The organism is Bacteroides sp. HPS0048 (assembly GCF_964240755.1).
Classification (GTDB): Bacteria; Bacteroidota; Bacteroidia; order Bacteroidales; family Bacteroidaceae; genus Bacteroides; species Bacteroides nordii.
In genome coordinates this window covers 81,897-106,946 of sequence record NZ_CAXSVC010000006.1, presented here as the reverse complement: position 1 = coordinate 106,946, position 25,050 = coordinate 81,897, and the positions used below count along the sequence as shown (strand labels likewise).

The following is a 25,050-nucleotide window of genomic DNA, read 5'->3' as shown; positions in this document are numbered from 1 at the left end:
GTTACAGAGTGTACATATTTGTAGTATAAGATTGTACACATTAGTATAACAAGAGTGTACAACTTTGCATAACAAGAATGTACACTCTTTTATGTCTTAAGGTAAGGCTCTTTTATTCGCTTAAAATCAGTGCGTTATATGCTGTTGAATAACACTGTTTTATTCCGTAACCTATTTCCTGAAGTATCTGTAATTGCTTTTTTAATAACTATCTGCTTATATACTTCTTCATCCCTTCTGTGAAGAATGTTTTGAACTCTCCGTTCTCACCGCTGTATATAAAACAAGCATCAATCGCCGGATTTGCATTGGCAAAAGCTTCTGCTTCTTTTAATCCCATAACCATAAAAGCAGTGGCAAGGGCATCGGCTGTCATACAATCTTTGGCAATGACGGTAGCAGATAAAATGTTATGCTGTACCGGATATCCTGTTCTCGGATCAATGGTGTGTGCATATTTCTTTCCATCTTTATAGTAGAAGTTGCGATAATTGCCCGATGTAGCAAGACCTACGTCTGTCAGTTCGAGAATCGTCTGTATTTCCTGATTGACGGACAGTGAATCATCTATGGGCTTATTAATGCCGATACGCCACAGGCCATTGCGTGAGTTTTTTCCTTTGGCAACTATTTCGCCACCTATATCTATCATATAGTTTTGAATGCCTTTGCTATCGAGCAAATGTGCCACCACGTCTACGGAGTATCCCTTGGCTACTGCACTGCAACTGAGCATAATGCGAGGGTCTTCTTTTACTACCTTGCCATCAACCAGTTTTACTCTTCTGTAGTCAGTGATTTGCAGCAAGCTGTCTACCATCATGGAATCGGGAAATGCTCCTTGTTTGAAACCAAATCCCCAGGCATTTGCCAGTGGGGCTATGGTGATGTCGAAAGCACCATCGGTCTCTTTGGAAATTTCCATGGAACGGTTGAAGCAGGTTTGGAAAAAGCTATCCGTTATAATGTCTTCGTTTCGGTTCACGCGGGAAATCACTGATGTGTCATTGAATGGAGACAACGAAGCATCAAAACGCTTTAACTCAGCTTCTATTTCTGGTTTTAGATCACCATCATATTGATAGGTAATATTATAAATTGTACCGAAGACCAAACCATTAATACTGTTGTAAGGTATGTTGTTTTTACGTACCAGTATCCAGATGGTAGCCAATAGGAGAATTCCTAACCAGATAAAACTTTTCTTCGCTTTCATATCTGTTTTTATTTAGCTGAAAAATAAATGTTCAATTAATATTTTGATTCCGATAATTATCAGTATTATACCTCCCCATAACTCGGCACGTAGCTTTCGTGCAATGCCGCAACCACATTTAATGCCGAATAACAATCCTATTAATGACACTGCGAATGAGACGAATCCGATGATACCGGTAGGGGGGAGGATCTCAGAGAAATCCCGGATACCTAAAAAGGCAAAAGAGACGCCTATGGCTAAAGCATCGATGCTTGTGGCTATTGCCATGGTTAACACTACTTTCAGACTGGCAGGATTAAATTCTTTGCGGCATTCTTCATCTTTGAATGATTCCAGAATCATGCGTCCACCTAAAAATGAAAGGATTGCAAAAGCAATCCAATGGTCTACACTCTCAATGAGGTGGCTGAATGCACTGGCACCTATCCAGCCCAGAAATGGCATTAATGCTTGGAAGAATCCGAAGAAAAAAGCCATGACCAGCATGGGACGCCACCGAATCCGTTTTAAAATAATACCGCTTGCAATAGAAACAGCGAAACAGTCCATCGCCAAACCAATTGCAAGCAGCCAAATCTCTAATCCTGTCATTGTGTTTAATAAGGTAGTTTATATATCAGAGTGTATGTCACTCCCATGTTGTTGGAACCATATTTCCCGAATCCGGGCACCATCCACGGGTTACCATATTCGCTAACCGAGGCGGAGAGCTTATACTTCATTCGTAACGCCCAGCCCATATAGAAATTCTTGTATATCTGTACTTTTACGCCTGCCACAAATTCCATCCACTGCATGGTCGCTTTTTGTCCGGGGTGATCATAGGGAACACTGCCTCCCCAAATGATATCTCCGAGACTTGGGTTCTCATATTCACCTCCAAATGCCGGATCTTTCATCGGCATGCTGTTGATATCATATTTCATATGACTGAAACCGTAGCGAAGACCTACATACAAAAAACTATTCTTCTCCTTTTTCTTGGACATCGTGTTATAATCTACTCCGATGCGGAAGAAAGGGGCTGAACTTTTATAATGAATACCGGTATCGTTCCATGAATCTGTAGTACTGAAACCAATTTCAGCAGTAGGGAGAAACATATTTTTCAGATTCACAACTATATCCACTTCGGAACTCAGAAAATCACTTCCGAAAAGTTTGCTACCCAGACCGTATAGGTCTACGCCAATATACGTGCCGTTATAAAGGGGAACTTCTTCTTTGGGTTCCTCTTTTACGTTCTTTTTCTGATCTCTTTTGGGAGTGGGATTGACGTAGGGCCGTTGCTGGTTCTGCGCCGAAATCTCCAATGAAAAGAGTAGAAACAGACTAATCGCGATTGCGGTAGAGTAACTTAAGATTTTCTGTCCCATCAGTATTGGCTTGTTTATTAGGTATTTGGATAGTATCTAATTCTAAACGGCTGTATTTTAATCCGACGATACTTTGTTTCATGCTATATCCACACTCCATTGACTCAAAGTAGGGCACATTGTGTTGTTTGATATAGATGGTATCACACAGTGTCCGATCTTCTTTATATGCATAGTAGAAAATGAATATGGTGGAATCTGAGGTGTATCGCAGCGGTAGCGTTAGAGTATGTACCTTTTTTTGATTGTTGATAATGATAGAATCTGTTCCGAGTGCGGTTACCGTCAGAGAGTCGAGTGTATCGTTTACGATTTCATCTTTAACATCTTTAGTATAGAGCGTACAATTGATCATAGCGCGTCCGGCAATAGAGCAATCACTGTCTTCAGAACATGAGGTGTGTAGTCCGATACCAACACTTGCAATGAGGAGAACCAGGAAAAGTCGGATTAAATTCTTCATATATATACTCTTTTATATGGTTTGGGTCATTCTCAAATCATTTTTTCTACCTGATAGTTATTACGTTCCGGAGCATTGCGGGAGATCAGCTCGCCCAAAAATCCTGCCAGGAATAACTGTGTACCTATAATCATAGCCGTAAGGGATAGATAGAAATACGGAGAGTCCGTTACTAATCTATAGGCCATTCCGTTATGCATGTGATACAGTTTGGTAGCTCCTACTATTACAACGGATATAAATCCGAAGATAAACATTAACGAGCCTAACAATCCGAAGAAATGCATTGGTTTTACTCCGAAAGTAGAAAGAAACCAAAGAGAAATCAAATCCAGGTATCCGTTAAAGAAACGATTCAGACCACCAAACTTCGTTTTACCGAATTTACGTGCCTGATGTTGTACCACCTTCTCGCCGATTTTCTTAAATCCGGCATTTTTAGCCAGATAAGGGATGTAACGGTGCATTTCGCCGTATACTTCGATATTCTTCACTACGGCCTGGCGATAGGCTTTCAAGCCACAATTGAAGTCGTGTAGATTTTTAATACCCGATACTTTACGTGCTGTAGCATTGAATAATTTAGTAGGGAGTGTTTTGGAAAGCGGATCATATCTCTTTTGTTTCCATCCCGAAACAAGATCATAACCCTCTTCCGTGATCATACGGTAGAGTTCCGGTATTTCGTCCGGACTGTCTTGCAAATCTGCATCCATAGTAATGACCACATCGCCTTCTGCCTGCTTGAATCCACAGTATAAAGCCGGTGATTTACCGTAATTGCGACGGAATTTAATTCCTTTTACAATCGGTGACTGAGCTTTGAGTTGCTCTATAATTTCCCATGAACGATCTGTACTGCCATCATTGACAAAAATAACTTCGTATGAGAAACCATTGGCTTTCATTACCCGTTCAATCCAGGCAAACAGTTCGGGAAGTGATTCTTCTTCGTTGAACAAGGGGATTACTACAGATATATCCATTCTTAATTTATGAATTATGATTTATGAATTATTCCTGTGGGGCTTCTGAGGTTCCTGCAGGAGTATTTCTGTTTCGCTTCATTACAAACAATGCCGTAGGAATAGCAAGTAAACTACCGGCAAAGACATTCCATGATAAAAGTTGCATCGTGATATCAATGGATGATAAAGACTGAGCATTGGCCATTGCGGTTTTGAATACTTCTTTCTCTGTCTCCATTCCGGGAAGGGTAACTAACATCTGTTCCATATCATTCATGCATTGTGTGATAATAAATCCATGATCGATAAACTGGAAATAAATATAATGTGCTACTGCAACCAGTAGTGAAGCAAACATGTACATAAACAAAGTAAAAAGACAGGCATGAGCAAAGCTGATTGCACCGCCGCATATTTTGTTCCGATACATCTTAACATAGTGGTATCCTATGAAGGGAACACCGATAGTAAGGCCCATGAACAGGAGTGAAAGAAACGGAATAGTAAACCCCAATGGGAATAAAATGAATTTCAATATCCAATATGCTCCCATGTATGTGCCAAAATGCATGGCATATTTCTGCAAGTAATTTCTGTTTTCTGTCATTTTTAAATTTAAAATAGCGCACAAAGGTACAAATAATATTGGTTGATAGGGGAGATCAGGCTGTTAAAGTTAATAAAGCCTTGAAAGTTGGGAGTGATAAACTTTTTTTTGCTTGATAACTATCTGAAAAGTAGTTGTTTGTTTCTTTTTGATAGAAAAAATACACGTTAGCTATTGCAAGTTAAAGAAAAAGATGTACCTTTGCAACCGCAAAACGGGTAAGTCCTATACGGCCAGCTCCCTTCGAATCCTCCAGGGCTTGATCGCAGCAAAGGTAGTTGGTTGTAGCGGCGCGATATAGTAAGCTTACCCACCCGCCTCTTTAGCTCAGTTGGCCAGAGCACGTGATTTGTAATCTCGGGGTCGTTGGTTCGAATCCGACAAGAGGCTCAAAATTGATGAAAGCATCTCGGTATCTGCCGGGGTGCTTTTCTTTTTTTAACTTTTCTCTTTCTTTTCTTGGGAACTTCACTGGAATATAGTAAGTTTGTACTACTAATAGCAAAGAGATCATACTATGACGCATATGAAAAAACGATTATTACCTCTGATTGTTTCGTTTCTCCTGGTATCAGTATGTGCTTCGGCCTCCGATTGGAATAATTTCATTATCAACTACAATAAAACTCTTTATGGTAAAGGTTCTCAGACCTGGCAGATAGGTTCTTACAGCAGTAATTGGAGCTATTTTGCCAATAAAAACGGTATGCTGCAATTTGATGGTAACTCCTGGAATATCTTTCCTTTGAAAAATGGTTCGGATGTTCGTTCCGTTCTGCCTTCCGTATCACAGAAAAGGATTTATGCAGGTGGAATTAATGAATTCGGTTATTTTGAACCGGGAGATGATGGCAGGTTGATTTATACTTGTATGTCTGATTCATTGGATGCGACTTCACGGGCTATCGGCAATGTCTGGGGAATACATGAAAATGATAACATCCTTTACTTACAGGGAGACGGAAGGGTATTGAAATTCCTCAATGGAAAGTATACTACCATTGAAATGAATTGTAAGATAGACTGCTCCGATATGGTGAACGGAGTTTTATATATAGGTACTGATCATGGGGTGTGGGTACTGGTAGGGAATACTTTCTTTCCATTGCAGGGAGCGGAGGTATTGAAGTCAAAAAGAATTCGGAGCATTATTCCTTATAAAGACGGGGTGCTTGTTGTGACGGCTTATGATGGTTTGTTTTACTGTGACGGGCGTACTACGGTTCCGTTCCTGACGGGTGTAGAGAGTTTTATGCGGCAGAATGAAGTGTTTTGTGCTGCTGCTTCGGGTGGTAAGATTGCATTGGGAACTATACACAAAGGGATTTTGTTGATAGATACTCAAACAAAACGGATAAAGTTTTTTAATGAATACAATAGCTTACAAAATAATACGGTACTTTCTGTTGCTTTTGACCATTGGGGAAATCTGTGGGCGGGGTTGGATAGTGGTATTGATTATGTTTGTTTGAATTCATCGCTGACCAATCTTTATTCTTATCCCTACTCTTACGGAACCGGTTATGCGGCTTTATTGTCGGAAGATCGTCTCTATTTGGGGACAAACCGTGGATTGTACTATACTCATTATCCGGTACAGTTAACTGATAATCTGCCTGATATACATCCTGTGGCTCAATCCAGCGGACAGGTTTGGAACTTATGCCGTATAGATGATGATATTTTTTGTTTGCACGACCGGGGTGTCTTTCTGGTGGAAGGAAACAGCATGAAAAAAATAGCAGATGTGGCTGGGGCCTGGGGATGTCAACCGGTGGTGGGAAAAAAGCGCCTGATATATGTTGGCGTTTATGACGGACTTTATCTGATGGAAAAGAAAGATGCCGTATGGAAGGTTGTTTGTAAAGTAGAAGGGTTGTTCGACTCTTGCCGTTTTCTTGAACAGCAGTCTGCTTCTGTGTTGTGGATATGTCTTTCCGGCGAGGTTAAACGGGTAAAACTCAGTGATGATCTGTCTCGTGTGGTAGAAATTAAATCGTATAATACGAATAACGGGTTTCCTTCTGACAAAGATATATTTGTAAGTAAGGTGGATGGCCGGATTTGTTTTGCTACTCCAAAGGGAGTATACCGGTATAATGAATCGGCCGATTGTATGGAACCTTTTCAGGAAATGAACCTGCTTCTTAATGGGGTGAATCAATATTCGCGTCTGGTGCAGTACAATAATCATCTGATCAGCCTTAGTCAGCAGGAAATTTGTATTGCCAGTCTGAGAAACTATAAGAAAGGGGCTGAAACCTGTATTGTCCCTATTGAGCTCCCTTCAGTTGAATTGGTACAAGGTGCCGAAGTAATCGTCCCTGTTTCTGATTCGTTAATGATTATTCCGGATTATGATGGTTTTGCTCTGTTTAAGATCCCTTCTCATAACCAGCAAAAAGACCATAGTGACTTGATACATATTCGCAATGTGTACCTCTCTTATCCTAAGGATTCTTTGATTTATACCGATAATTTCCTGTCGGTGAAAAGTACGCCGGAAATTGCTTATAATCAGAATGCCATCCGGTTTGAATATGGAATATCTTCATTGACACGCGGAGAGGAGCTTAGCTATCAATATAGGTTGAATGACCGCAAGTGGTCTGAATATACTAATGTACAGACTAAGGAGTATAGCAATCTTCCGGAAGGAGATTATACCTTTGAAGTAAAGGCGGTGTTCCGAAATGGTACTACGGCTACTGATTCTTTCTCTTTTCGAATTCTTCCTCCCTGGTATCGTACGGGAATAGCCTACTTATGTTATTTTATGCTCTTTTTGTTGCTGATGTGGTATGTATATAAGTGGGATGATCTCCGCGTGAAACGTAAAAAGCAACAGGCTGTGGTAGAAAAAGATAAAGAACTACAGGAACTGGAAAAAGAATACGAAGAGGAAAGTGCGCGCAAGGAGCGTCAGATAGTGGAACTCGAAAAGGAGAAACTGGAGTATGAGCTAAAACATAAAAGTCAGGAAATGGCCAATCTGATGATCAATTTTGTACGTAAGAATGAGATGCTGACCGAGATAAAGTCGGACTTGTTTAAAGTTGTTACAGCTTTGAAGGGTGAGGGATCAAAAGAATACAAAAAAATGCTGCTTTTAGTAAGTAATAAGATCGATTCGAATATTCAGAGCGATGAAGTATTAAAGAGGATCGAGGAACAGTTTGACCTGGTGCATAATAATTTTATGAAAAGGTTGGGTGAAAAACATCCCGATTTATCATTCAATGAACGTATGATGTGTGCCTATCTTAAGATGAACCTCTCTTCAAAAGAAATAGCCCCTTTGCTGGGTATTTCTGTCCGGGGAGTAGAAACGATACGTTATCGTCTTCGAAAGAAATTTGAGCTGGATAGAGAAGATAGTTTGATTGATTATCTGAGCCAGAAGATTTAACTCTTGTTTGGCTAAGAGTGATGACCCGAATGGAAGAAAGTGGGGTTATCACTCTTTTTATGTTCTGTAACATACTTGACGAAATGTAGGCGCGTATTACTATTTTGTTGAAAATTAATATATTACAAATTGTTGACGTATTCGTAACGTATTCTATTTTTCTTATTGACGTATTTTAGACGTCTGCCTTTTTAACTTCTTAATCTGTTTATTCTCTATGTTTGCATTGTCCAAAACGGACAACGAGTTAATCTTAATTATACAAAGACTTATGAAAAAGTTATTATCAGTTTTAATTCTGTTAGGAGCTTACCTTACTGTATTTTCTCAGAACATACAGGTCACAGGTACAGTTATAGGCGGGTCGGATAGAGAGCCTTTGCCTGGAGTGAATGTAGTGGTGAAAGATGCTACTGCCAATGGTACAATAACCGATTTAGACGGTAAATTTATTCTCACTGTACCTTCTAATTCAATTCTTTCTGTTTCTTATATCGGCTATAAATCACAGGATATTCCGGTGAAAGGGAATAAGATACTTCACGTGGTGCTGGAAGAGGATGCAGCAGCATTGGAGGAAGTAGTGGTTGTGGGATATGGGGTTCAAAAGAAAGCCAATCTGACGGGTGCCGTTACTTCTATAAAGAGCGATGAACTATTGAAGGCAAAGTCTGCCAACTCTACCAATGCTCTGGTGGGACAGATGCCGGGACTTATATCCAAGCAGGCTACCGGTGAACCGGGAGCAGATGATGCCTCATTGTATGTACGTGGTATTGCTACTTTTCAGGGAGAGACTTCTCCTGCTTTTATTATCGATGGTATGGAACGTTCTTCTGCCGACTTTGCACGTATGGATCCCAATGATATTGAATCTATCAATGTGTTGAAGGATGCTGCTTCTGCTGCCATCTTCGGTATGCGCGGTGCCAATGGTGTAGTGGTAATCACTACTAAACGCGGAACACAGGATAAGACAACTATTAAATATTCCGGAAATGTATCTATACAGTCGCCAACCAAACTGCCGGAGTTTGCCAACTCTTATGACTATGCCCGTTTATACAATACCTATACGGGAAAAGAGATCTATAATGGTGACGAACTGGCGAAGTTCAGAGATGGTACCGACCCGGAAAAGTATCCGAATACAGACTGGTATAAAGAGATGTTGTCTCAACGAGCCATTCAGCACCAGCACAATTTGTCCGTATCTGGAGGTACGGAGAAAGTACGCTATTATGTAAGTGCCGGTTTCCTTAGCCAGGGCGGACTTTGGGAAGATCTGGATTATAAACGTTACAATTTGCGTAGTAATATTGATGCTACTATTACAAATACGACTCGTTTGGGAGTTGATATTTCCGGTCGTGTAGAGAATACCTTGAATGTAGGTGCAAGCCAGGGCATTTTCCAGCAATTGGTGCGTAATACTCCTGTGCTGTTGTGCCGCTATCCTGATGGTACATTTGCTGTGCCCGATGCAACTCACCCCAATATTGTGGCTTCCAATCAGCCGGGTGGAAGTTATAGCAAAGGAAATACATTTGTAGTGGATGCACGTGTAGAACTGGACCAGAAACTTGATTTCATAACTTCCGGTCTGTCTGTAAAAGGAACTGCTTCTTTCAGCAAGAATGTATATAAAAACAAATCATGGAATGTATCTCCTTATGTTTACTCTAAGGATGCAGATGGAGCCTATGTTTTGAAACCACGTTCAAGTGCCAGCTTGGGATTGACACAGAACGGTGATGAATACCAGGAATATCAATTGCAGTTGAACTACAACCGTTCTTTCGGCAATCACAATATCACTGCAATGGCTATGGCTTTGGCAAGAAAGGGGTTCATTGAAAGATCGGGAATGAATCGTATTTCTTTTGATTCGGAAATTCTGGATCAGATGAATGCCGGAAATACAGCCAATCAGTCATTGAATGCTTATGACAGTAAAACAGCCCGTGCCAGCTATATGGGGCGTATCAACTACAATTATGCCCAGAAGTATTTGGTAGAGTTTAACCTGCGTCGTGACGCGTCCGAAAACTTTGCTCCCAACAAGAGATGGGGGACGTTTGCTTCTGCCTCTTTGGGATGGGTGCTTTCGGAAGAGAAATTCTTTCAGAATCTGAAGAATACGGTTAATTTCCTGAAAGTAAGAGCTTCTTACGGTACGCTGGGGAATGATAATACAGGAGGTGTAACTTTCCCGTTTTACAGCCGTTTTGATCTGTATTCCGGTAACAATGCAAGCAATGGGTTTACCAATAATTTGGGAGACTATATTTTCGGAACATTGCTTACCAAAGGAATGCTGCCCGGCCCTATTGCCAACGCACTGGCTACCTGGGAAAAGTCGACCAAGACGAATGTGGCTGTAGATGCTACTTTGTTTAACCGTCTTAACCTGACAGTAGATTTCTTTATGGAAAAACGAACAGATATTCTTGCCCAGCGTGGTGCCGAAGTTCCTTCTTCATTCGGTGGAATATTACCGCTTGAGAATTTAGGAGAGGTGAAAAACAAAGGAGTCGATTTATCACTTAATTATCATCAGAGAATACAGCAGGTCGATTTCTCATTGGGAGGTAACTTTACCTTTGCCCGGAATGAAATTGTAGAGATGGCAGAAGCGGCCGGAACATCCAAGTATATGCGTAAAACCGGTAGACCCATCAATGGTTACTATGGGTATAAAACAGATGGTATCTTTAAGTCTCAGGAAGAAATAGATGCCTATCCTAAGCAGGAAGTGGCAGGTACAGGGTATGTGACTAAGCCGGGAGATATTAAATATGTGGATGTTGACGGCAATGGCGTGGTAGATTCTAACGATATGACTTATCTGGGAAATGGGAATATTCCTGAGATAATCTATGGTATAAATGGTTCGTTGAACTGGAAGAATCTTGATTTCAGTTTCTTATTCCAGGGAGCTGCCCGTACACAGGTTTATCTGAAGGGTGGTGTGATACAACCTTATTTCAATCAGGGTAATCTTCCGCAGCTTTGGGTAAATGAGAGTTGGACCGAACAGAATGTAAATGCGAAATATCCTCGTTTGGCAGAATCTACTCATAACTTCCCGACTACGGATATCAGCGCTGTTCAGACCTACCTCTATGATGCTTCTTATCTTCGTTTGAAGAATATTGAAATAGGATATACGCTTCCTTCCAGATGGTTGCGGTCTGCGGCAATAACCGGATTGCGTGTCTATGTGAATGCGCAGAACCTGTTTACCATTTCCGATGTTCCGCAAATTGACCCGGAAAACACTCAACAGGAAGGATGGACATATCCGCAAATGAAGGCGTTTAACGTAGGACTTACTCTTCAGTTTTAACTTTAAAGAATGATACGATTATGAAAAAGAATAGAAATTTATTAATAACGATATTGGTGGTTCTTGCGTCCGGATGTTCGGATATGCTGGATATAAAACCTACTACTTTTATCTCTGATGAAGCTATCTGGGAAGACAAGAATCTGATTAATCAGTTTGTTGCAAATACATACGGTTCTATGTTGTGCGGGTTCAACAGGTGTACGGCTGGTTACGAACAGGACTGGTCCATGTCGTGGGCTGGGAATCTGGATGCTGCTACTGACGACTTTGCCAGTGTTAGCGATGGTCCTATCTATACGCAGCTTAATAAAGATGCAATCACTGCCCAGAGTTGTCCTTTTGTAGAGGAGATCTGGAATCAGGAGTATAAGGTGATACGCAAGTGTAATATCATCATCGAGCGTGCTCCCGGTGTTGAAGAACGAATCTTATCGGCTACCGAGAAAAAGAGAGTAGAAGCAGAAGCTCGTTTTCTGAGAGCTTTCTGTCACTTTGAATTGGCACGTACTTTTGGTAAAGCACCTTTGATTGTGAAAGCACAAAGCCTTACGGATGAGTTGCAAGTGGCTCCCTCTTCGTTTGCCGATATTGTGAAGTTTGTGAAAGAGGAGTGTGATTTGTATGCTGATAATTTACCTCTCAGCTATTCGGATGATGAGGCCGGACATGCAACAAAAGGTGCTTTTCTGGCACTTAAATCGCGTGCTTTGTTGTATCTGGCAAGCCCTCTGAATAGTTCCGATGACTCCCGGAAGTGGGCCGATGCAGCTCAGGCAGCTCAGGATGTGATGGACCTGGATATATACAAGCTGTATAAGCTGACGGATACCCCTTATCGTTCTATGGCATTTGATAAAACTGCTGCCAATAAGGAGGTCATTTTTGAACGTCGTTTCACTTTCCCCGAAGCTCCTCACAATATTCATATGATGTGGAGTCTGGACGCTGTGGATGCCGGCTCATGGAATGGATTGTATCCTACACAAAATTTGGTAGATGCTTATGAAACAGTGAATGGAAAGTTAACAACAGACCCAACCAATACAATGTATAATAAGCAGGATCCGTATACAAAGCGGGATGCACGTTTCTATCAGAGCATTATCTATAATGGTTCCACCTGGGAAACTCACAGGATGTCTATGGTGACCAATACGGTTGATCCTTCCAAGAATGGTTCATGCAAGCCTCAGTTGGGTAAGGCGCGTTGCGGCTATGGTCCTAAGAAGTTTATAGAGGAGCTCGATCCTTCTACCAACCTGTACGGAGGATATGCTCAAAGTAATAATTGGCCATATATACGCTATGCAGAGGTTTTGCTGAATTATGCCGAAGCAAAGAATGAAGAGTTGGCTGCCCCCGATCCAAGTGTCTATCTGGCAATCAATGAAGTTCGTTCCCGTTCCGGACAACCGGATCTGCCTTCGGGATTGTCGAAAATAGAGATGCGTGAAAGAATTAAGAATGAGCGCAGAATTGAACTTCTTCTGGAGGAGCACCGCTTCTATGATCTGCGTCGTTGGAAAGATGGCGACGTACTGGCCGAACCGATTATGGGTATGAATATATATGATGACAATGTCACATTGCGATATGAAGTGTCTAAGGTGGAAGACCGCATTTTCAATGGTACACACTATTACTTGCCCATTCCGCTTAAAGAACAGGAGAAGAACCCGCTATTGAAAGATTAATCTATGAATGTGAAATTATTGGTATTGCTGGCTATAGTAGTGGCTGCCGGTGCAGCTTGTACCGAACGTTCGGTAACGAAGCCTGTTGTGAATAGTGCATTTGTACCCCAAGAGTATAAATTGATTTGGAATGACGAGTTTGAATCTGTAGATCGCTCCTTGCCGGATACTTCAAAGTGGAAATATGAAGTTGGAGGTGGAGGTTGGGGGAATGCCGAACTGCAATATTACGTTCCTGCCGTTTATGAAACGGATACGGTGGCTTATCTGGATGGAGGGATATTACATATTAAAACATTAATACCTGATAAACCGGTTGAGGGATACAATTATTTATCTGCACGGATGAATACGACTCAAAGCTGGAAGTATGGTTATTTTGAAGCCCGGATGAAGTTGCCGGAAGGAGTTGGCACCTGGCCTGCTTTCTGGATGTTGCCCGAAGATTTTAAGAATTGGCCGCTGGATGGTGAAATAGATATAATGGAACATGTAGGGAGTCATCCCGATTCTATTCATATATCTGCTCATACAGAGCGATACAATCACAGTATCGGTACGCAGCAAACTTCCATTACGGTTATTGACAGGGCACAAGATGATTTTCACGTATATGGATTGGAGTGGACACCACAGGAGATCAAAGGTTATATTGACGGTGTGCTTTGTTTCCGGTTTCAGAATGACGGAACCGGTAATAAAGAGACCTGGCCATTTGATGTTCCGTTCTACGTGAAACTGAACCAGGCTGTCGGTGGAGGAATGGGAGGAACAAAAGGAGTAGATAATACTTGCTATCCGGCAATATTCCAGATTGATTACGTTCGTGTTTATCAAAAGAATTAATATATTTAGGGGCATTTGAAGGCTTACACTGGTAAAGCCGAAAGATGTCCCTAATTCTCAATGTAATAGGTAGATGACAATGAAAAAACTTTTAATTTGTAGTTGGGTTTTAGGGAGCTTTCTGCTGGGTGCTTGTTCCGCTCCGTCCGGAATTGAGATAAAGAAATCCGGAGAAGGGTTTAAACTCTATATTAACGGAGTGGATACATCTATTAAAGGTGTAGGTGGAACCTACCGGCTGGACGTTGCCAGCCAGAATGGAGCCAATGCTTTCAGAACCTGGGGCGGAGATGTAGAGTCAGTTAGGAAAGACCTGGCTTTAGCTGCGGAAAATAAGATGTACGTAATGCAGGGGATAGCAATGACTAAAGATTCGGCACTTTATTATGACGATGCGTACAAAGACAAACTGCGTAAGGAAGTACGCCTCCTGGCAGAGACTTTCAAAAATGATACTTGCCTGTTGGCATGGGGAATTGGAAATGAGATCGATCTGGGTAATGCCAATATAGGTGCTGCGTGGAGTTTTGTGGAAGAGTTGGCACAGATCATTAAATCAATAGATACGCGCCATTTGGTATCTACGGTTATTGCACACAATCCGGCAGCTCTTGACTCTATTGCTAAATTTGCCCCTACGCTTGATTATGTAGGTATCAATACGTATGGTCCGATTGGTGAAATAAAGGAGATGGTAGACCAATCTGCTTATAAAGGTCCTTTTATGGTGACGGAATGGGGACCAACCGGATGGTGGGAAACTGCTTCTACGGACTGGAAGGCACCTATCGAGCAAACGAGCGAAGAAAAAAGACAGGTGTACGAAGAACGTTATACCCGTTATATCCTTGCAAATGAGCGTTGTCTGGGTTCTTTTGTGTTTCTGTGGGGACAGAAGGAAGAACGTACTCCCACCTGGTTCAGTATGTTTGTAGAAGACAATGTAGAGGGATTGCCGCTGCGTGGCGAAAAGACTCCTATGGTAGAGGCTATGCAGAGAGTCTGGACCGGAAAAGAACTGACGGAAACGGCTCCTGTGGTTGAGGCTATGACTATAAACGGAATGCATGCCATCAACAGTGTTCGCGTCAAAGCCGGAACTGCGTTCAAAGCTCATGTAGCCGTTGCCGATAAAGAAAACGATCAGTTGACTTATGTATGGGAAATATTGAAAGAAGCCACTGAACTTGGTTTCGGTGGTTCTTTTGAACCGCGTCCGGAAAGAGTGGGAGAGGTGAATACTTCGGATACCGCAACTTATGAAACGATTGTTGAAACTCCTGGTGAATATAGATTGTATGTATATGTGCTGGATAATACGGGATTCGTATCTACAGTGAATGTTCCATTTCAAGTATATAAATAAGTATGAAAACAACTAAATTTCTCTCTGCCTGTCTCTTATTACTTCCTTTTATGTCGTGTACACAGGTATCCGACACCAAAGACAAAGCGGTTGAGAACAAGGTAGACAAACTGCTTTCTAAGATGACGTTGGAGGAGAAGATCGGTCAGATGAACCAGATCAGCTCTTTTGGCAACATTGAAGAAATGAGTGTGTTGATTAAAAAAGGTGAGATAGGCTCTATTTTGAATGAGATAGATCCGGTCCGTGTCAATGCTTTGCAGCGCGTGGCGGTGGAAGAATCCCGCCTGGGAATTCCGCTGTTGATAGCCCGTGATGTTATTCATGGGTTTAAGACTATTTTTCCTATCCCTTTGGGGCAGGCTGCCACTTTTGATCCTTCTGTGGCAGAAGAAGGTGCGCGTGTGGCAGCTGTTGAGGCATCCTCTGTGGGAATTCGCTGGACGTTTGCCCCGATGATTGACATTGCCCGTGATCCGCGCTGGGGACGCATTGCCGAGGGTTGTGGAGAAGATACCTATCTGACTTCTGTTATGGGGGCTGCTATGGTTAAGGGATTTCAGGGTGATTCATTAAGCAGTCCTTCTTCCATTGCTGCTTGTCCGAAACATTTTGTGGGATACGGTGCTGCCGAAGGCGGGCTTGATTATAACTCTACGTTTATTCCCGAACGTCGTTTACGTAATGTATATCTGCCTCCGTTTGAAGCTGCTGCCAATGCCGGTGCTGCCACTTTCATGACTTCGTTCAATGATAATGACGGGATTCCGGCTACCGGGAATGGCTTTATTCTGAAAGATGTACTTCGTAAAGAATGGGGATTTGAGGGTATTGTAGTGACGGACTGGGCTTCTGCTAAGGAGATGATCCCTCACGGTTTTGCTGCCGATGACAAAGAAGCTGCCCTGAAAGCGGTGAATGCAGGTGTGGATATGGAAATGGTCAGTTACACATTTGTTAATAAATTGCCCGAACTGGTCAAAGAAGGTAAGGTGAAAGAAGAAACCATAAACGAAGCCGTCCGTAATATTTTGCGTATCAAGTATCGTCTTGGATTATTTGACCACCCGTATGTAGACGAAAAAAAGCCTTCTGTGATGTATGCCGATGCTCATTTGGCGGCTGCCAAACGTGCTGCTGTGGAGTCGGCCATTCTGTTGAAGAATGACAAGCGGGTACTTCCTTTGAAAGAAACAGTACGTACCGTGGCTGTTGTGGGACCTTTGGCAGATGCTCCTTACGAGCAGATGGGAACCTGGGTTTTTGACGGAGATAAGACACATACGAAAACACCGTTGGCTGCTATCAAAGAGATGTATGGCGATAAAGTACAGGTGATTTTTGAACCGGGACTGGCTTACAGCCGGGATCATACTACATCCGGCATCAGTAAGGCTGTTGCAGCGGCTGCCCGTGCCGATGTAATTTTAGCGTTTGTAGGCGAGGAGTCTATCCTGTCCGGTGAAGCGCACTGCCTGGCCGATTTGAATCTGCAAGGTGCTCAGTCCGAATTGATTGCTGCTTTAGCTAAAACCGGGAAACCGGTAGTGACGGTAGTAATGGCAGGCCGTCCGTTGACGATTGGCAAAGAGGCGGATCTCTCTGCAGCAGTACTTTATTCGTTTCATCCGGGTACAATGGGAGGCCCTGCAATTGCTGATCTTTTGTTCGGCAAAGAAGTGCCGAGTGGCAAAACTCCGGTTACTTTCCCAAAGATGGTGGGACAGATTCCGGCCTATTATTCACATAACAATTCCGGCCGTCCGGCTACACGTAACGAAACCCTGTTGAAAGATATTCCGGTAGAAGCCGGACAGACTTCATTAGGGTGTACCTCTTTCTATATGGATGCCGGTTTTGATCCGCTCTATCCGTTTGGATATGGACTATCTTATACTACATTTAAGTATGGTGATGTGAAACTTTCTGCTGATGAACTGAAAAAGGATGATGTACTGACTGTTACCTTCGATCTGGAAAATACGGGTGATTACGAAGGTACGGAGGTAGCTCAGCTATATGTACGGGATAAGGTGGGTTCTGTTACCCGTCCGGTGAAGGAGTTGAAGCGTTTTACCCGTGTCACTTTAAAGCCGGGTGAAAAGAAGACGGTGACATTTGAACTGCCGGTGAGCGAGTTGGCTTTCTATAATATAAATATGGAAAAGGTGGTTGAACCCGGAGACTTCGGACTTTGGGTAGCAACGGATAGCCAGAGTGGAAATGAAGTTTCATTTAAGGTAGTGGACTGATTATTCAATCAGAGGGCTAAAAATGGGAGAGGGGGACAGGCCATCACGGCTTATCCCCCTCTTAACTATTATAAACAGCTTTAATTATTTCAATAGTTTATATCCATATACGGCACGATCGCCAAGTTCTTCTTCAATGCGAAGAAGCTGGTTGTATTTTGCCATACGGTCTGAACGGCTCAGTGAACCGGTTTTGATTTGTCCGCTGTTGGTAGCTACGGCAATATCAGCGATGGTAGCATCTTCTGTTTCACCGGAACGGTGAGAAGTTACTGTAGTATAACCATGACGATGTGCCATTTCGATAGCATTCAGCGTTTCTGTCAACGAGCCAATCTGGTTTACTTTAATCAGGATAGAGTTGGCACACCCCTTCTCAATACCCATGGCAAGGAAGTCAACGTTGGTCACAAACAAGTCGTCACCTACCAACTGACAACGGTCGCCGATACGTTCGGTCAGCTTCTTCCACCCTTCCCAGTCGTTTTCACTCATACCGTCTTCGATAGAGTCAATCGGATATTCGTTGATTAGTTTTTCCAGATAGTCTATCTGTTCGTCAGCGGTACGTTTCTTGCCTTTGGCACCTTCAAACTTGGTATAGTCGTAAATGCCGTCACGATAGAATTCGGAAGAAGCGCAGTCCATGCCGATCATTACATCTTTACCCGGTTCGTATCCGGCAGCTTTGATAGCCTCAAGGATGGAGTTCAGAGCATCTTCAGTGCCTTCAAGGTTAGGAGCAAAACCACCTTCATCACCGACTGCTGTGCTAAGACCACGATCTTTCAATACTTTTTTCAGGGCATGGAATACTTCGGCACCCATACGCAAACCTTCTTTGAAAGATTTGGCACCTACCGGACGAATCATAAATTCCTGGAAAGCAATCGGGGCATCGCTATGAGAACCACCGTTGATGATGTTCATCATCGGGACAGGCAGTACATAAGTGTTAGTTCCGCCGATATATCTGTAAAGAGGAATGTCGAGATATGCAGCTGCTGCTTTGGCTACGGCAAGTGATACACCCAAAATAGCGTTAGCACCCAGGTTTGCTTTGGTTTTCGTACCGTCAAGAGCCAGCATTGCGTGGTCAATACCCATTTGGTCGAGAGCTGACATGCCAATAAGATGCGGAGCAATAATATTGTTCACGTTTTCTACAGCTTTCAGTACACCTTTTCCTCCGTAGCGTTTTTTGTCACCGTCACGCAGTTCCAATGCTTCGTGTTCACCGGTTGATGCACCCGATGGAACGGATGCACGTCCCATGATACCTGATTCTAATACTACGTCTACTTCTACTGTGGGATTGCCTCTGGAATCGAGGATTTCGCGTCCTGTAATTTTTTCTATTTTCATTGTTTCTCTATATTTTTTAGATACTTGCAAATATACTCACTTCACGGAGAACAGAGAATCCCTATAAATAGGTATTCTTATGTAAAGCTGCTCCCCATAATTAGCCAGTAACTTTACTTTTATTAATTAACAAAGAAGCAATTGGTTTTGTTTCATCCGGATAGGTGAATAAAAGTTTAATTTTATGCAGATCAATACTGATCGAAAGGACCTTGTATCATAAAAGCATGGCGCAAGTTCATTTAAGGCTGTGTTCATCTGTATTTCCATTCATCTACCATCGCCTGATGCGTCTCCTTGTGCGGGAAGCATGCTGTTGTCCGGTGTTGTATTTTGCTTTTCTTAGAAAGGAACGTTTCTTTTCCCGGTGTATAGTCTTGTTTTACATGTACATCTAAAACGGTACGAGATGCACATGTCGTACTGCTCCACATGCACATGTCGTACTGCTTTACATGTACATCTAAAACAACGTTGCATACTGAGGCTTCTTACGTTCCTCTATAAGATAGAACTTTATCAATACCGGAGAAGGAGATAGAGAGCAACGGCAGAGGCTATTAAGCTCAAAGCCATACAGTATTTCACCACAGAGGTAGCAGAGGACACGGAGTTTAAATCTTTATTGAAACGCAGATGATCGCAGATTTTCGCAAAGAGAAACAAATGTATGATAAAGAGCTATAGTCTTTTAATCTGCGTTTGTCTGCGATCATCCGCGTTTCATCAGAGAAAATAATATCTCTGTGCTCTCTGTGTCCTCCGTGGTGAACTGCTTCTTTTCCATACGATGTAGGATAAATCTCTTACGCCTAATCTTCAATAACAACTCCTAACATGGGAAGCAAATCCATCGCTTGCAATGAATTAACGATAACACCCCGCAGATCGCTGATGTTGAGTACGATTCCACTGATACGTGAAGTCCGGAGATCAATACCGCGTAAAGAGGTATGGGAGAAATCTGCCTCTACCAAGTCGCAATGATCAAAAGCAACAGATGATAACCGGCAATCGTTGAGGCTTCCGTTTCTAAAATGACAACCGGAAAAGCGAACCTGGTTCATTTTGCTCATGGCAACATTGATATAAGCTGCGTTACATTCGCGGAATGAGACATGATTGAGGGTGGTTTCAGAGAGATTGGTCCCTACCAGTTTACAAGAAATAAATTCTACCCGGTAAAGAGAACTTTCGGCAAAAGAGATATTGGATAAGTCGCAATTCTCAAAACGAACATCGGTGAATTGCGCTGCTTTTAGTTGACAATCTCTGAACGTGAGACCACTGAATGTGCACTCTTTAATAGTCCGGTAAGGAGTATGAATGAGTTCTTCGTTATTTTTATTAAACGAGAGGCTGGATACCGTCTCTTCCTGCTCTAATAAGTCTTTTAAAGTTTTCAGGCTCTCTTCCTGCTCTTCAATCATGGGAGCTGCAATACGGACTATCTGGAGTTTATTATTCCGGGGTTGTTTCATGGTATATTATGGTATTTGCAATCGTTTTACTTGTAATGTGTTTTGCCGGTTCTATCCCAATAGCTTTCCTATTGCTCCTCCGGCCAATACCGCTACTAATCCCAGTCCGATGCTCAATAAGGCATAAAGCAGGAATGTACCGTAAAATTCTCCTCTCAACAGGCTTAATCCGTCGTTGGAAAAGGTAGAAAAAGTGGTAAATCCTCCACACAGTCCTGTTGTAAGGAGCAGTCTCATTTCCATAGACAGATTCCAGCGTTCGGATATTGAGTAGAATAAACCAATCAGTAAACTACCTGCAATATTTACGATAAAAGTTCCCCATGAGAAAGGAAAACCTATACCCGACATCCGTTCGTTAATGCTGATTTGCGCCAGATAGCGAAGCACACTTCCTACGCCGCCTCCAATAAATATATAAGCGATCTCTTTCATTCTTTATTCGTGATAGTCGGGGCAAAAATAGTATTAATCAGAAGCAGAAACAAATTTATTGGTGTAATGTTGGGTGATGGCTTGTTTTAACGAAGTGAAGGTAGTGGATTTTAGTGTATTTTATGTACTTTTGAACACTAAAGTAAAAACGTCGGATCAATGAAGAGATTCTTTTTAGTAATGATATTGTTCTTCTCCTGTATGCTTGTTGCACTGGCTCGTGGGGGAGTAGACTCCGTTCTTGTCCGGTTGGATCGGGTAATGGGACAGCAGGAGATATATATGGAACAGAAAGAAGAACGCATCGATAGTTTGAAACAGCTTTTGCATCATTCGTCACTTACGCTGCGGCAACAATTTATCCTCAATAAGGCATTAGGGGCTGAATACGAACTTTTTGTGTCAGACTCTGCCATGAAATACTTTGATAATAGTTTGTTGATAGCCGATTCTTTACGTAGTGTCCCATTGGTTGATGAAGTTCGCCTTTGCCAGACGTCTGTGTTGTCTATCTCCGGGATGTATAAGGAGGCTTGGGAAATGTTGCATGGCATTGATCGTGCTACGTTGCCGGATAGTTTGCTGCCTGCTTTTTATGATTGTGGGCGTCAGTTGTATTCTTTTCTTGCTAATTATTCTCATAACAGCTCTTATGCAGCCAACTATATCAGGCTACAAAATGCATACCGTGATTCATTGTTGACCGTCCTTTCACCGGCCTTACCGGAATATCGTCTCTACGAAGCCGAGCGTTTTATTGCTAACCAACAGTTTACTCATGCCAAAAACGTGTTAGTGGGATTGCTGCATGATCAGCCCGAAACATCTAATATCTATGCCCGGGCTGCTTTTTCACTGGCTCATTTATATAAAGATGAAAAACAGACGGATGCCTATGAGAAATATCTGGCATTATCTGCTATTTCGGATATAAAAGCATCGGTAAAAGAGAATGCTGCTTTATCCAATCTGGCTTTTGTCCTGTATGAACGGGGAGATGTATCCCGTGCGTACCGTTATATAAAGCGTTCGCTTGAAGATGCCATTTTCTGTAATGCCCGTTTGCGTACGGTTGAGATCTCGCGCGTTCTTCCTGTGATTGAGGCAGCTTATAAACAACAGATAGAACGCCAGCGCCATCAGTTGGTCTTTTTTCTGATAGTGGTCAGTATACTTTCTGCCTTCCTGATTGTTTCTGTAATCTTAATATATAAACAAATGAAGAAACTATCTGCCACTCAACGAAACCTGAAGCAGGCAAACCACATCAAAGAGGAATATATCGGTCATTTTCTTAACCTTTGCTCTATTTATATCGAAAAGTTGGATCGTTTTCGGAGCACTGTAAACCGGAAAATCACAGCAGGGCAAGCAGAGGAATTACTGAAACTGACCAAGTCTTCACAGTTTGCAGGAGTAGAGCAGAAAGAGTTTTATGCCAATTTTGACAATGCTTTTCTGCATCTGTATCCCAACTTTGTGGCAGAGTTCAATGAACTGTTACAGCCCGAAGAGCGTTTCGTTCTTAAAACCGGCGAATTGCTGAATACCGAGTTACGTATTTTTGCCATTATTCGTTTGGGAATTGATGACAGTTCCAAGATTGCGAATTTTCTGCACTATTCAATCAATACCATCTATACCTATCGGAACAAAGTCAAGAATAAAGCCATTAACCGGGATAAATTTGAAGAAGAAATCCTCAAAATAGGAGCGGTAGAGTGAATGCTCATTTATATTTTTTGTTTTTAATCTTCTGATTATCTCATTAATAATAAGAAACTTATGCAAACGTTTTCAGATATTTCTTTTATATTCCATTTATATGGGGAGTGTATCTGAATATTTCCTGTTTATCTTTGCCATACGATTTTTATTTATTAATTCATATCATGAATCACATGAAAACACTAACCATCAAGATGGCTTTTTTCTTGCTCGCTTTATTAATAAGTACAGCAGCTATGGCCGAAAGTATTACTTCTCCTAACGGACTTTTGAAACTCAATTTTTCGGTGAACGCCCAAGGCGAACCGGTGTATGAACTTTCTTATAAAGATAAGGAAGTAATCAAACCTTCGAAGTTGGGGTTGGAACTTAAAAACGACCCGGGACTAATGAAAGGGTTTACATTGACTGATGCCAAGACAAGTACTTTTGACGAAACCTGGGAACCGGTTTGGGGTGAAGTAAAGTCTATTCGCAATCATTACAATGAATTGGCAGTAACACTGGATCAGAAAGCGCAGGATCGTAACATCGTTATCCGCTTTCGCCTGTACGACGATGGATTGGGCTTTCGCTATGAATTCCCGTTGCAAAAGAATCTGAATTACTTTGTTATTAAGGAAGAACATTCACAGTTTGCCATGACTGGTGATCATACTGCTTTCTGGATTCCGGGTGATTATGACACACAGGAATATGATTATACGGAGTCTAAACTTTCTAAAATCCGTGGCTTAATGAATGGAGCTATTACGGGCAATGCTTCACAGACCTCTTTTTCACCAACCGGAGTACAAACTTCTTTGCAGATGAAAACAGCTGACGGACTATACATCAACCTGCATGAAGCTGCTTTGGTGGATTACTCTTGTATGAATCTGAATCTAGATGACAAAAATCTTGTTTTTGAATCATGGCTTACTCCGGACGCAGTGGGAGATAAGGGATATATGCAAACTCCTTGTAAGTCTCCGTGGCGTACAGTGATAGTAAGTGATGATGCCCGCGATATCCTTGCTTCTAAATTGACGCTAAATCTGAATGATCCTTGTGCTTATGAAGATGTTTCCTGGATTAAACCAGTGAAATATGTAGGTGTATGGTGGGAAATGATTACCGGAAAGAGTAGCTGGGCTTATACGGATGATGTTTTGTCTGTGAAACTTGGTGAAACCGATTATTCAAAAACGAAGCCAAACGGCAAGCATGGTGCTAACAATGAGAATGTAAAACGTTACATTGATTTTGCTGCCGAACATGGATTTGACCAAGTATTGGTTGAAGGATGGAATGAAGGATGGGAAGACTGGTTCGGTCACTCCAAAGATTATGTATTCGACTTTGTTACTGCATATCCTGACTTTGACGTGAAAATGCTGAATGAGTATGCTAAGAGTAAAGGTGTGAAACTGATGATGCATCATGAAACATCTGCTTCTGTACGCAACTACGAACGTCATATGGATAAAGCTTATCAATTCATGGTTGATAACGGATATAATGCGGTGAAGAGTGGTTATGTAGGTAATATCATTCCTCGGGGAGAACATCATTATGGTCAGTGGATGAATAATCACTATCTCTATGCCGTGAAGAAAGCCGCCGACTATAAGATTTGTGTAAATGCCCATGAAGCTGTTCGTCCTACCGGGCTATGTCGTACTTATCCCAACCTTATCGGCAACGAGTCTGCCCGTGGTACTGAATACGAAGCTTTTGGCGGTAGCAAACCGTTCCATACTACATTGCTTCCTTTCACTCGTCAGATTGGTGGTCCGATGGATTACACACCGGGTATCTTTGATACTCAATTGTCTTTCCTGACAGGAGAACATAGCTTTGTACATACTACTCTGGCAAAACAGTTGGCTCTTTACTTAACGATGTACAGTCCGCTTCAGATGGCAGCTGATCTTCCCGAAAGTTATGAGCGCTATATGGATGCTTTCCAGTTTATTAAAGATGTGGCTGTAGATTGGGACGACAGCAAATATCTGGAAGCTGAACCGGGAGATTATATTACCGTAGCCCGTAAGGCAAAAGGTACTAACAACTGGTTTGTAGGTGGTATTACTGATGAAAATGCCCGTACCTCTACTTTCACTCTTGATTTTCTGGAACCGGGAAAACAATATGTAGCTACTCTTTATGCAGACGGCAAGGATGCAGATTACGAATCAAATCCGACATCTTATCAGATTAAAAAAGGTTTGGTAACCAACAAAACAAAGATTTCTACCAAATTGGCTCGTAGTGGTGGTTTTGCAATGAGTATCATTGAGGCTACTCCAGCAGATAAAAAGATGAAGAAGTTTAAATAATTAGCCAATCTGCTAATATGCCAATGTGCCAATTGCCATACGGCGTGTCAGCGTGTCAACGTTGCGCAGCCAATTGGCATATTGGCACATTGTTTAATTGGCACATTATTTCTTTTCCGGTCAGATTCTTTTTTGTACTTTTGCACTGTCTTTTTTTAAACTAACACT

General features: G+C 42.0%; 17 protein-coding genes and 1 tRNA gene. 9 read left to right on the top strand and 9 right to left on the bottom strand.

What is annotated here, in order from left to right:
* Positions 1 to 208: 208 nt before the first annotated feature.
* From ACESQI_RS06990 to ACESQI_RS06965, 6 genes are read right to left on the bottom strand one after another with little or no spacing between them, the layout of a single operon-like run.
* Positions 209 to 1,216: an FAD:protein FMN transferase gene (locus ACESQI_RS06990; protein WP_002562037.1), complete on the bottom strand. Its 1,008-nt coding sequence runs from the start codon at positions 1,214 to 1,216 to the stop codon at positions 209 to 211.
* 12 nt (positions 1,217 to 1,228) lie between these two features.
* A complete protein-coding gene (locus ACESQI_RS06985; RefSeq protein ID WP_002562036.1) occupies positions 1,229 to 1,810 on the bottom strand; it encodes a manganese efflux pump MntP family protein in 582 nt (193 codons plus the stop codon).
* 5 nt (positions 1,811 to 1,815) lie between these two features.
* Positions 1,816 to 2,595, bottom strand: a complete 780-nt coding sequence (locus tag ACESQI_RS06980; RefSeq protein ID WP_002562035.1) for a DUF6048 family protein — start codon at positions 2,593 to 2,595, stop codon at positions 1,816 to 1,818.
* The gene (locus ACESQI_RS06975) at positions 2,552 to 3,058 is read right to left on the bottom strand and encodes a DUF6452 family protein (protein ID WP_002562034.1); all 507 of its coding nucleotides are present in this window, start codon (positions 3,056 to 3,058) and stop codon (positions 2,552 to 2,554) included. Before ACESQI_RS06975 ends, ACESQI_RS06980 begins: the two co-directional genes overlap by 44 nt.
* A 32-nt stretch (positions 3,059 to 3,090) precedes the next feature.
* On the bottom strand, positions 3,091 to 4,044 hold the full coding sequence (locus ACESQI_RS06970) for a glycosyltransferase family 2 protein (RefSeq protein ID WP_002562033.1): 954 nt from the start codon (positions 4,042 to 4,044) through the stop codon (positions 3,091 to 3,093).
* A gap of 28 nt (positions 4,045 to 4,072) precedes the next feature.
* Entirely contained in the window at positions 4,073 to 4,633 is a 561-nt protein-coding gene (locus ACESQI_RS06965; protein WP_002562032.1) for a DUF4199 domain-containing protein, read from the bottom strand.
* A 316-nt stretch (positions 4,634 to 4,949) separates the two neighbouring features.
* Here ACESQI_RS06965 and ACESQI_RS06960 point away from each other — a divergent pair.
* The 7 genes from ACESQI_RS06960 to bglX all read left to right on the top strand — a co-directional run bounded on the left by ACESQI_RS06960 (position 4,950) and on the right by bglX (position 17,552).
* Positions 4,950 to 5,023, top strand: a tRNA-Thr gene (locus tag ACESQI_RS06960).
* 127 nt (positions 5,024 to 5,150) lie between these two features.
* The gene (locus ACESQI_RS06955) at positions 5,151 to 8,042 is read left to right on the top strand and encodes a triple tyrosine motif-containing protein (RefSeq protein ID WP_373125608.1); all 2,892 of its coding nucleotides are present in this window, start codon (positions 5,151 to 5,153) and stop codon (positions 8,040 to 8,042) included.
* 217 nt (positions 8,043 to 8,259) lie between these two features.
* On the top strand, positions 8,260 to 11,391 hold the full coding sequence (locus tag ACESQI_RS06950; RefSeq protein WP_373125607.1) for a SusC/RagA family TonB-linked outer membrane protein: 3,132 nt from the start codon (positions 8,260 to 8,262) through the stop codon (positions 11,389 to 11,391).
* Between the two features lie 20 nt (positions 11,392 to 11,411).
* Positions 11,412 to 13,088 (top strand): RagB/SusD family nutrient uptake outer membrane protein, encoded by a 1,677-nt coding sequence (locus ACESQI_RS06945; RefSeq protein WP_007484608.1) that lies wholly within the window; start codon positions 11,412 to 11,414, stop codon positions 13,086 to 13,088.
* A gap of 3 nt (positions 13,089 to 13,091) precedes the next feature.
* Complete coding sequence (locus ACESQI_RS06940; RefSeq protein WP_373125606.1) at positions 13,092 to 13,934, top strand: family 16 glycosylhydrolase; 843 nt, start codon at positions 13,092 to 13,094, stop codon at positions 13,932 to 13,934.
* A 79-nt stretch (positions 13,935 to 14,013) separates the two neighbouring features.
* Entirely contained in the window at positions 14,014 to 15,300 is a 1,287-nt protein-coding gene (locus tag ACESQI_RS06935) for a hypothetical protein (RefSeq protein ID WP_195660911.1), read from the top strand.
* Between the two features lie 2 nt (positions 15,301 to 15,302).
* On the top strand, positions 15,303 to 17,552 hold the full coding sequence (gene bglX / locus ACESQI_RS06930) for a beta-glucosidase BglX (protein ID WP_195660912.1): 2,250 nt from the start codon (positions 15,303 to 15,305) through the stop codon (positions 17,550 to 17,552).
* 84 nt (positions 17,553 to 17,636) lie between these two features.
* Here bglX and eno read toward each other — a convergent pair whose 3' ends face one another.
* The 3 genes from eno to crcB form a co-directional block, all read right to left on the bottom strand.
* Complete coding sequence (eno, locus tag ACESQI_RS06925; protein WP_195571125.1) at positions 17,637 to 18,917, bottom strand: phosphopyruvate hydratase; 1,281 nt, start codon at positions 18,915 to 18,917, stop codon at positions 17,637 to 17,639.
* 812 nt (positions 18,918 to 19,729) lie between these two features.
* The gene (locus tag ACESQI_RS06920; RefSeq protein ID WP_195661036.1) at positions 19,730 to 20,398 is read right to left on the bottom strand and encodes a pentapeptide repeat-containing protein; all 669 of its coding nucleotides are present in this window, start codon (positions 20,396 to 20,398) and stop codon (positions 19,730 to 19,732) included.
* Between the two features lie 51 nt (positions 20,399 to 20,449).
* Positions 20,450 to 20,833: a fluoride efflux transporter CrcB gene (crcB, locus tag ACESQI_RS06915; protein WP_122201363.1), complete on the bottom strand. Its 384-nt coding sequence runs from the start codon at positions 20,831 to 20,833 to the stop codon at positions 20,450 to 20,452.
* Between the two features lie 159 nt (positions 20,834 to 20,992).
* On the opposite strand from crcB, the gene ACESQI_RS06910 reads away from it, so the two are divergent.
* Both ACESQI_RS06910 and ACESQI_RS06905 read left to right on the top strand, forming a co-directional pair.
* Entirely contained in the window at positions 20,993 to 22,558 is a 1,566-nt protein-coding gene (locus tag ACESQI_RS06910) for a DUF6377 domain-containing protein (protein ID WP_373125605.1), read from the top strand.
* A gap of 167 nt (positions 22,559 to 22,725) precedes the next feature.
* Positions 22,726 to 24,882 carry a glycoside hydrolase family 97 protein gene (locus ACESQI_RS06905; RefSeq protein WP_373125604.1) on the top strand — a complete coding sequence of 719 codons (2,157 nt, stop codon included), beginning with the start codon at positions 22,726 to 22,728 and terminating at the stop codon, positions 24,880 to 24,882.
* Positions 24,883 to 25,050 lie beyond the last annotated feature (168 nt).

Bases quoted from the DNA above. Each gene is read 5' to 3' on its own strand.
- ACESQI_RS06970 (WP_002562033.1), bottom strand. From the start codon at position 4,044: ATGGATATATCTGTAGTAATCCCCTTGTTCAACGAAGAAGAATCACTT.
- crcB (WP_122201363.1), bottom strand. From the start codon at position 20,833: ATGAAAGAGATCGCTTATATATTTATTGGAGGCGGCGTAGGAAGTGTG.
- bglX (WP_195660912.1), top strand. From the start codon at position 15,303: ATGAAAACAACTAAATTTCTCTCTGCCTGTCTCTTATTACTTCCTTTT.
- ACESQI_RS06975 (WP_002562034.1), bottom strand. From the start codon at position 3,058: ATGAAGAATTTAATCCGACTTTTCCTGGTTCTCCTCATTGCAAGTGTT.
- ACESQI_RS06950 (WP_373125607.1), top strand. From the start codon at position 8,260: ATGTTTGCATTGTCCAAAACGGACAACGAGTTAATCTTAATTATACAA.
- ACESQI_RS06910 (WP_373125605.1), top strand. From the start codon at position 20,993: ATGAAGAGATTCTTTTTAGTAATGATATTGTTCTTCTCCTGTATGCTT.
- ACESQI_RS06955 (WP_373125608.1), top strand. From the start codon at position 5,151: ATGACGCATATGAAAAAACGATTATTACCTCTGATTGTTTCGTTTCTC.
- ACESQI_RS06935 (WP_195660911.1), top strand. From the start codon at position 14,014: ATGAAAAAACTTTTAATTTGTAGTTGGGTTTTAGGGAGCTTTCTGCTG.
- ACESQI_RS06905 (WP_373125604.1), top strand. From the start codon at position 22,726: ATGAATCACATGAAAACACTAACCATCAAGATGGCTTTTTTCTTGCTC.
- ACESQI_RS06940 (WP_373125606.1), top strand. From the start codon at position 13,092: ATGAATGTGAAATTATTGGTATTGCTGGCTATAGTAGTGGCTGCCGGT.
- ACESQI_RS06965 (WP_002562032.1), bottom strand. From the start codon at position 4,633: ATGACAGAAAACAGAAATTACTTGCAGAAATATGCCATGCATTTTGGC.
- ACESQI_RS06980 (WP_002562035.1), bottom strand. From the start codon at position 2,595: ATGGGACAGAAAATCTTAAGTTACTCTACCGCAATCGCGATTAGTCTG.
- ACESQI_RS06990 (WP_002562037.1), bottom strand. From the start codon at position 1,216: ATGAAAGCGAAGAAAAGTTTTATCTGGTTAGGAATTCTCCTATTGGCT.
- ACESQI_RS06945 (WP_007484608.1), top strand. From the start codon at position 11,412: ATGAAAAAGAATAGAAATTTATTAATAACGATATTGGTGGTTCTTGCG.
- eno (WP_195571125.1), bottom strand. From the start codon at position 18,917: ATGAAAATAGAAAAAATTACAGGACGCGAAATCCTCGATTCCAGAGGC.
- ACESQI_RS06920 (WP_195661036.1), bottom strand. From the start codon at position 20,398: ATGAAACAACCCCGGAATAATAAACTCCAGATAGTCCGTATTGCAGCT.
- ACESQI_RS06985 (WP_002562036.1), bottom strand. From the start codon at position 1,810: ATGACAGGATTAGAGATTTGGCTGCTTGCAATTGGTTTGGCGATGGAC.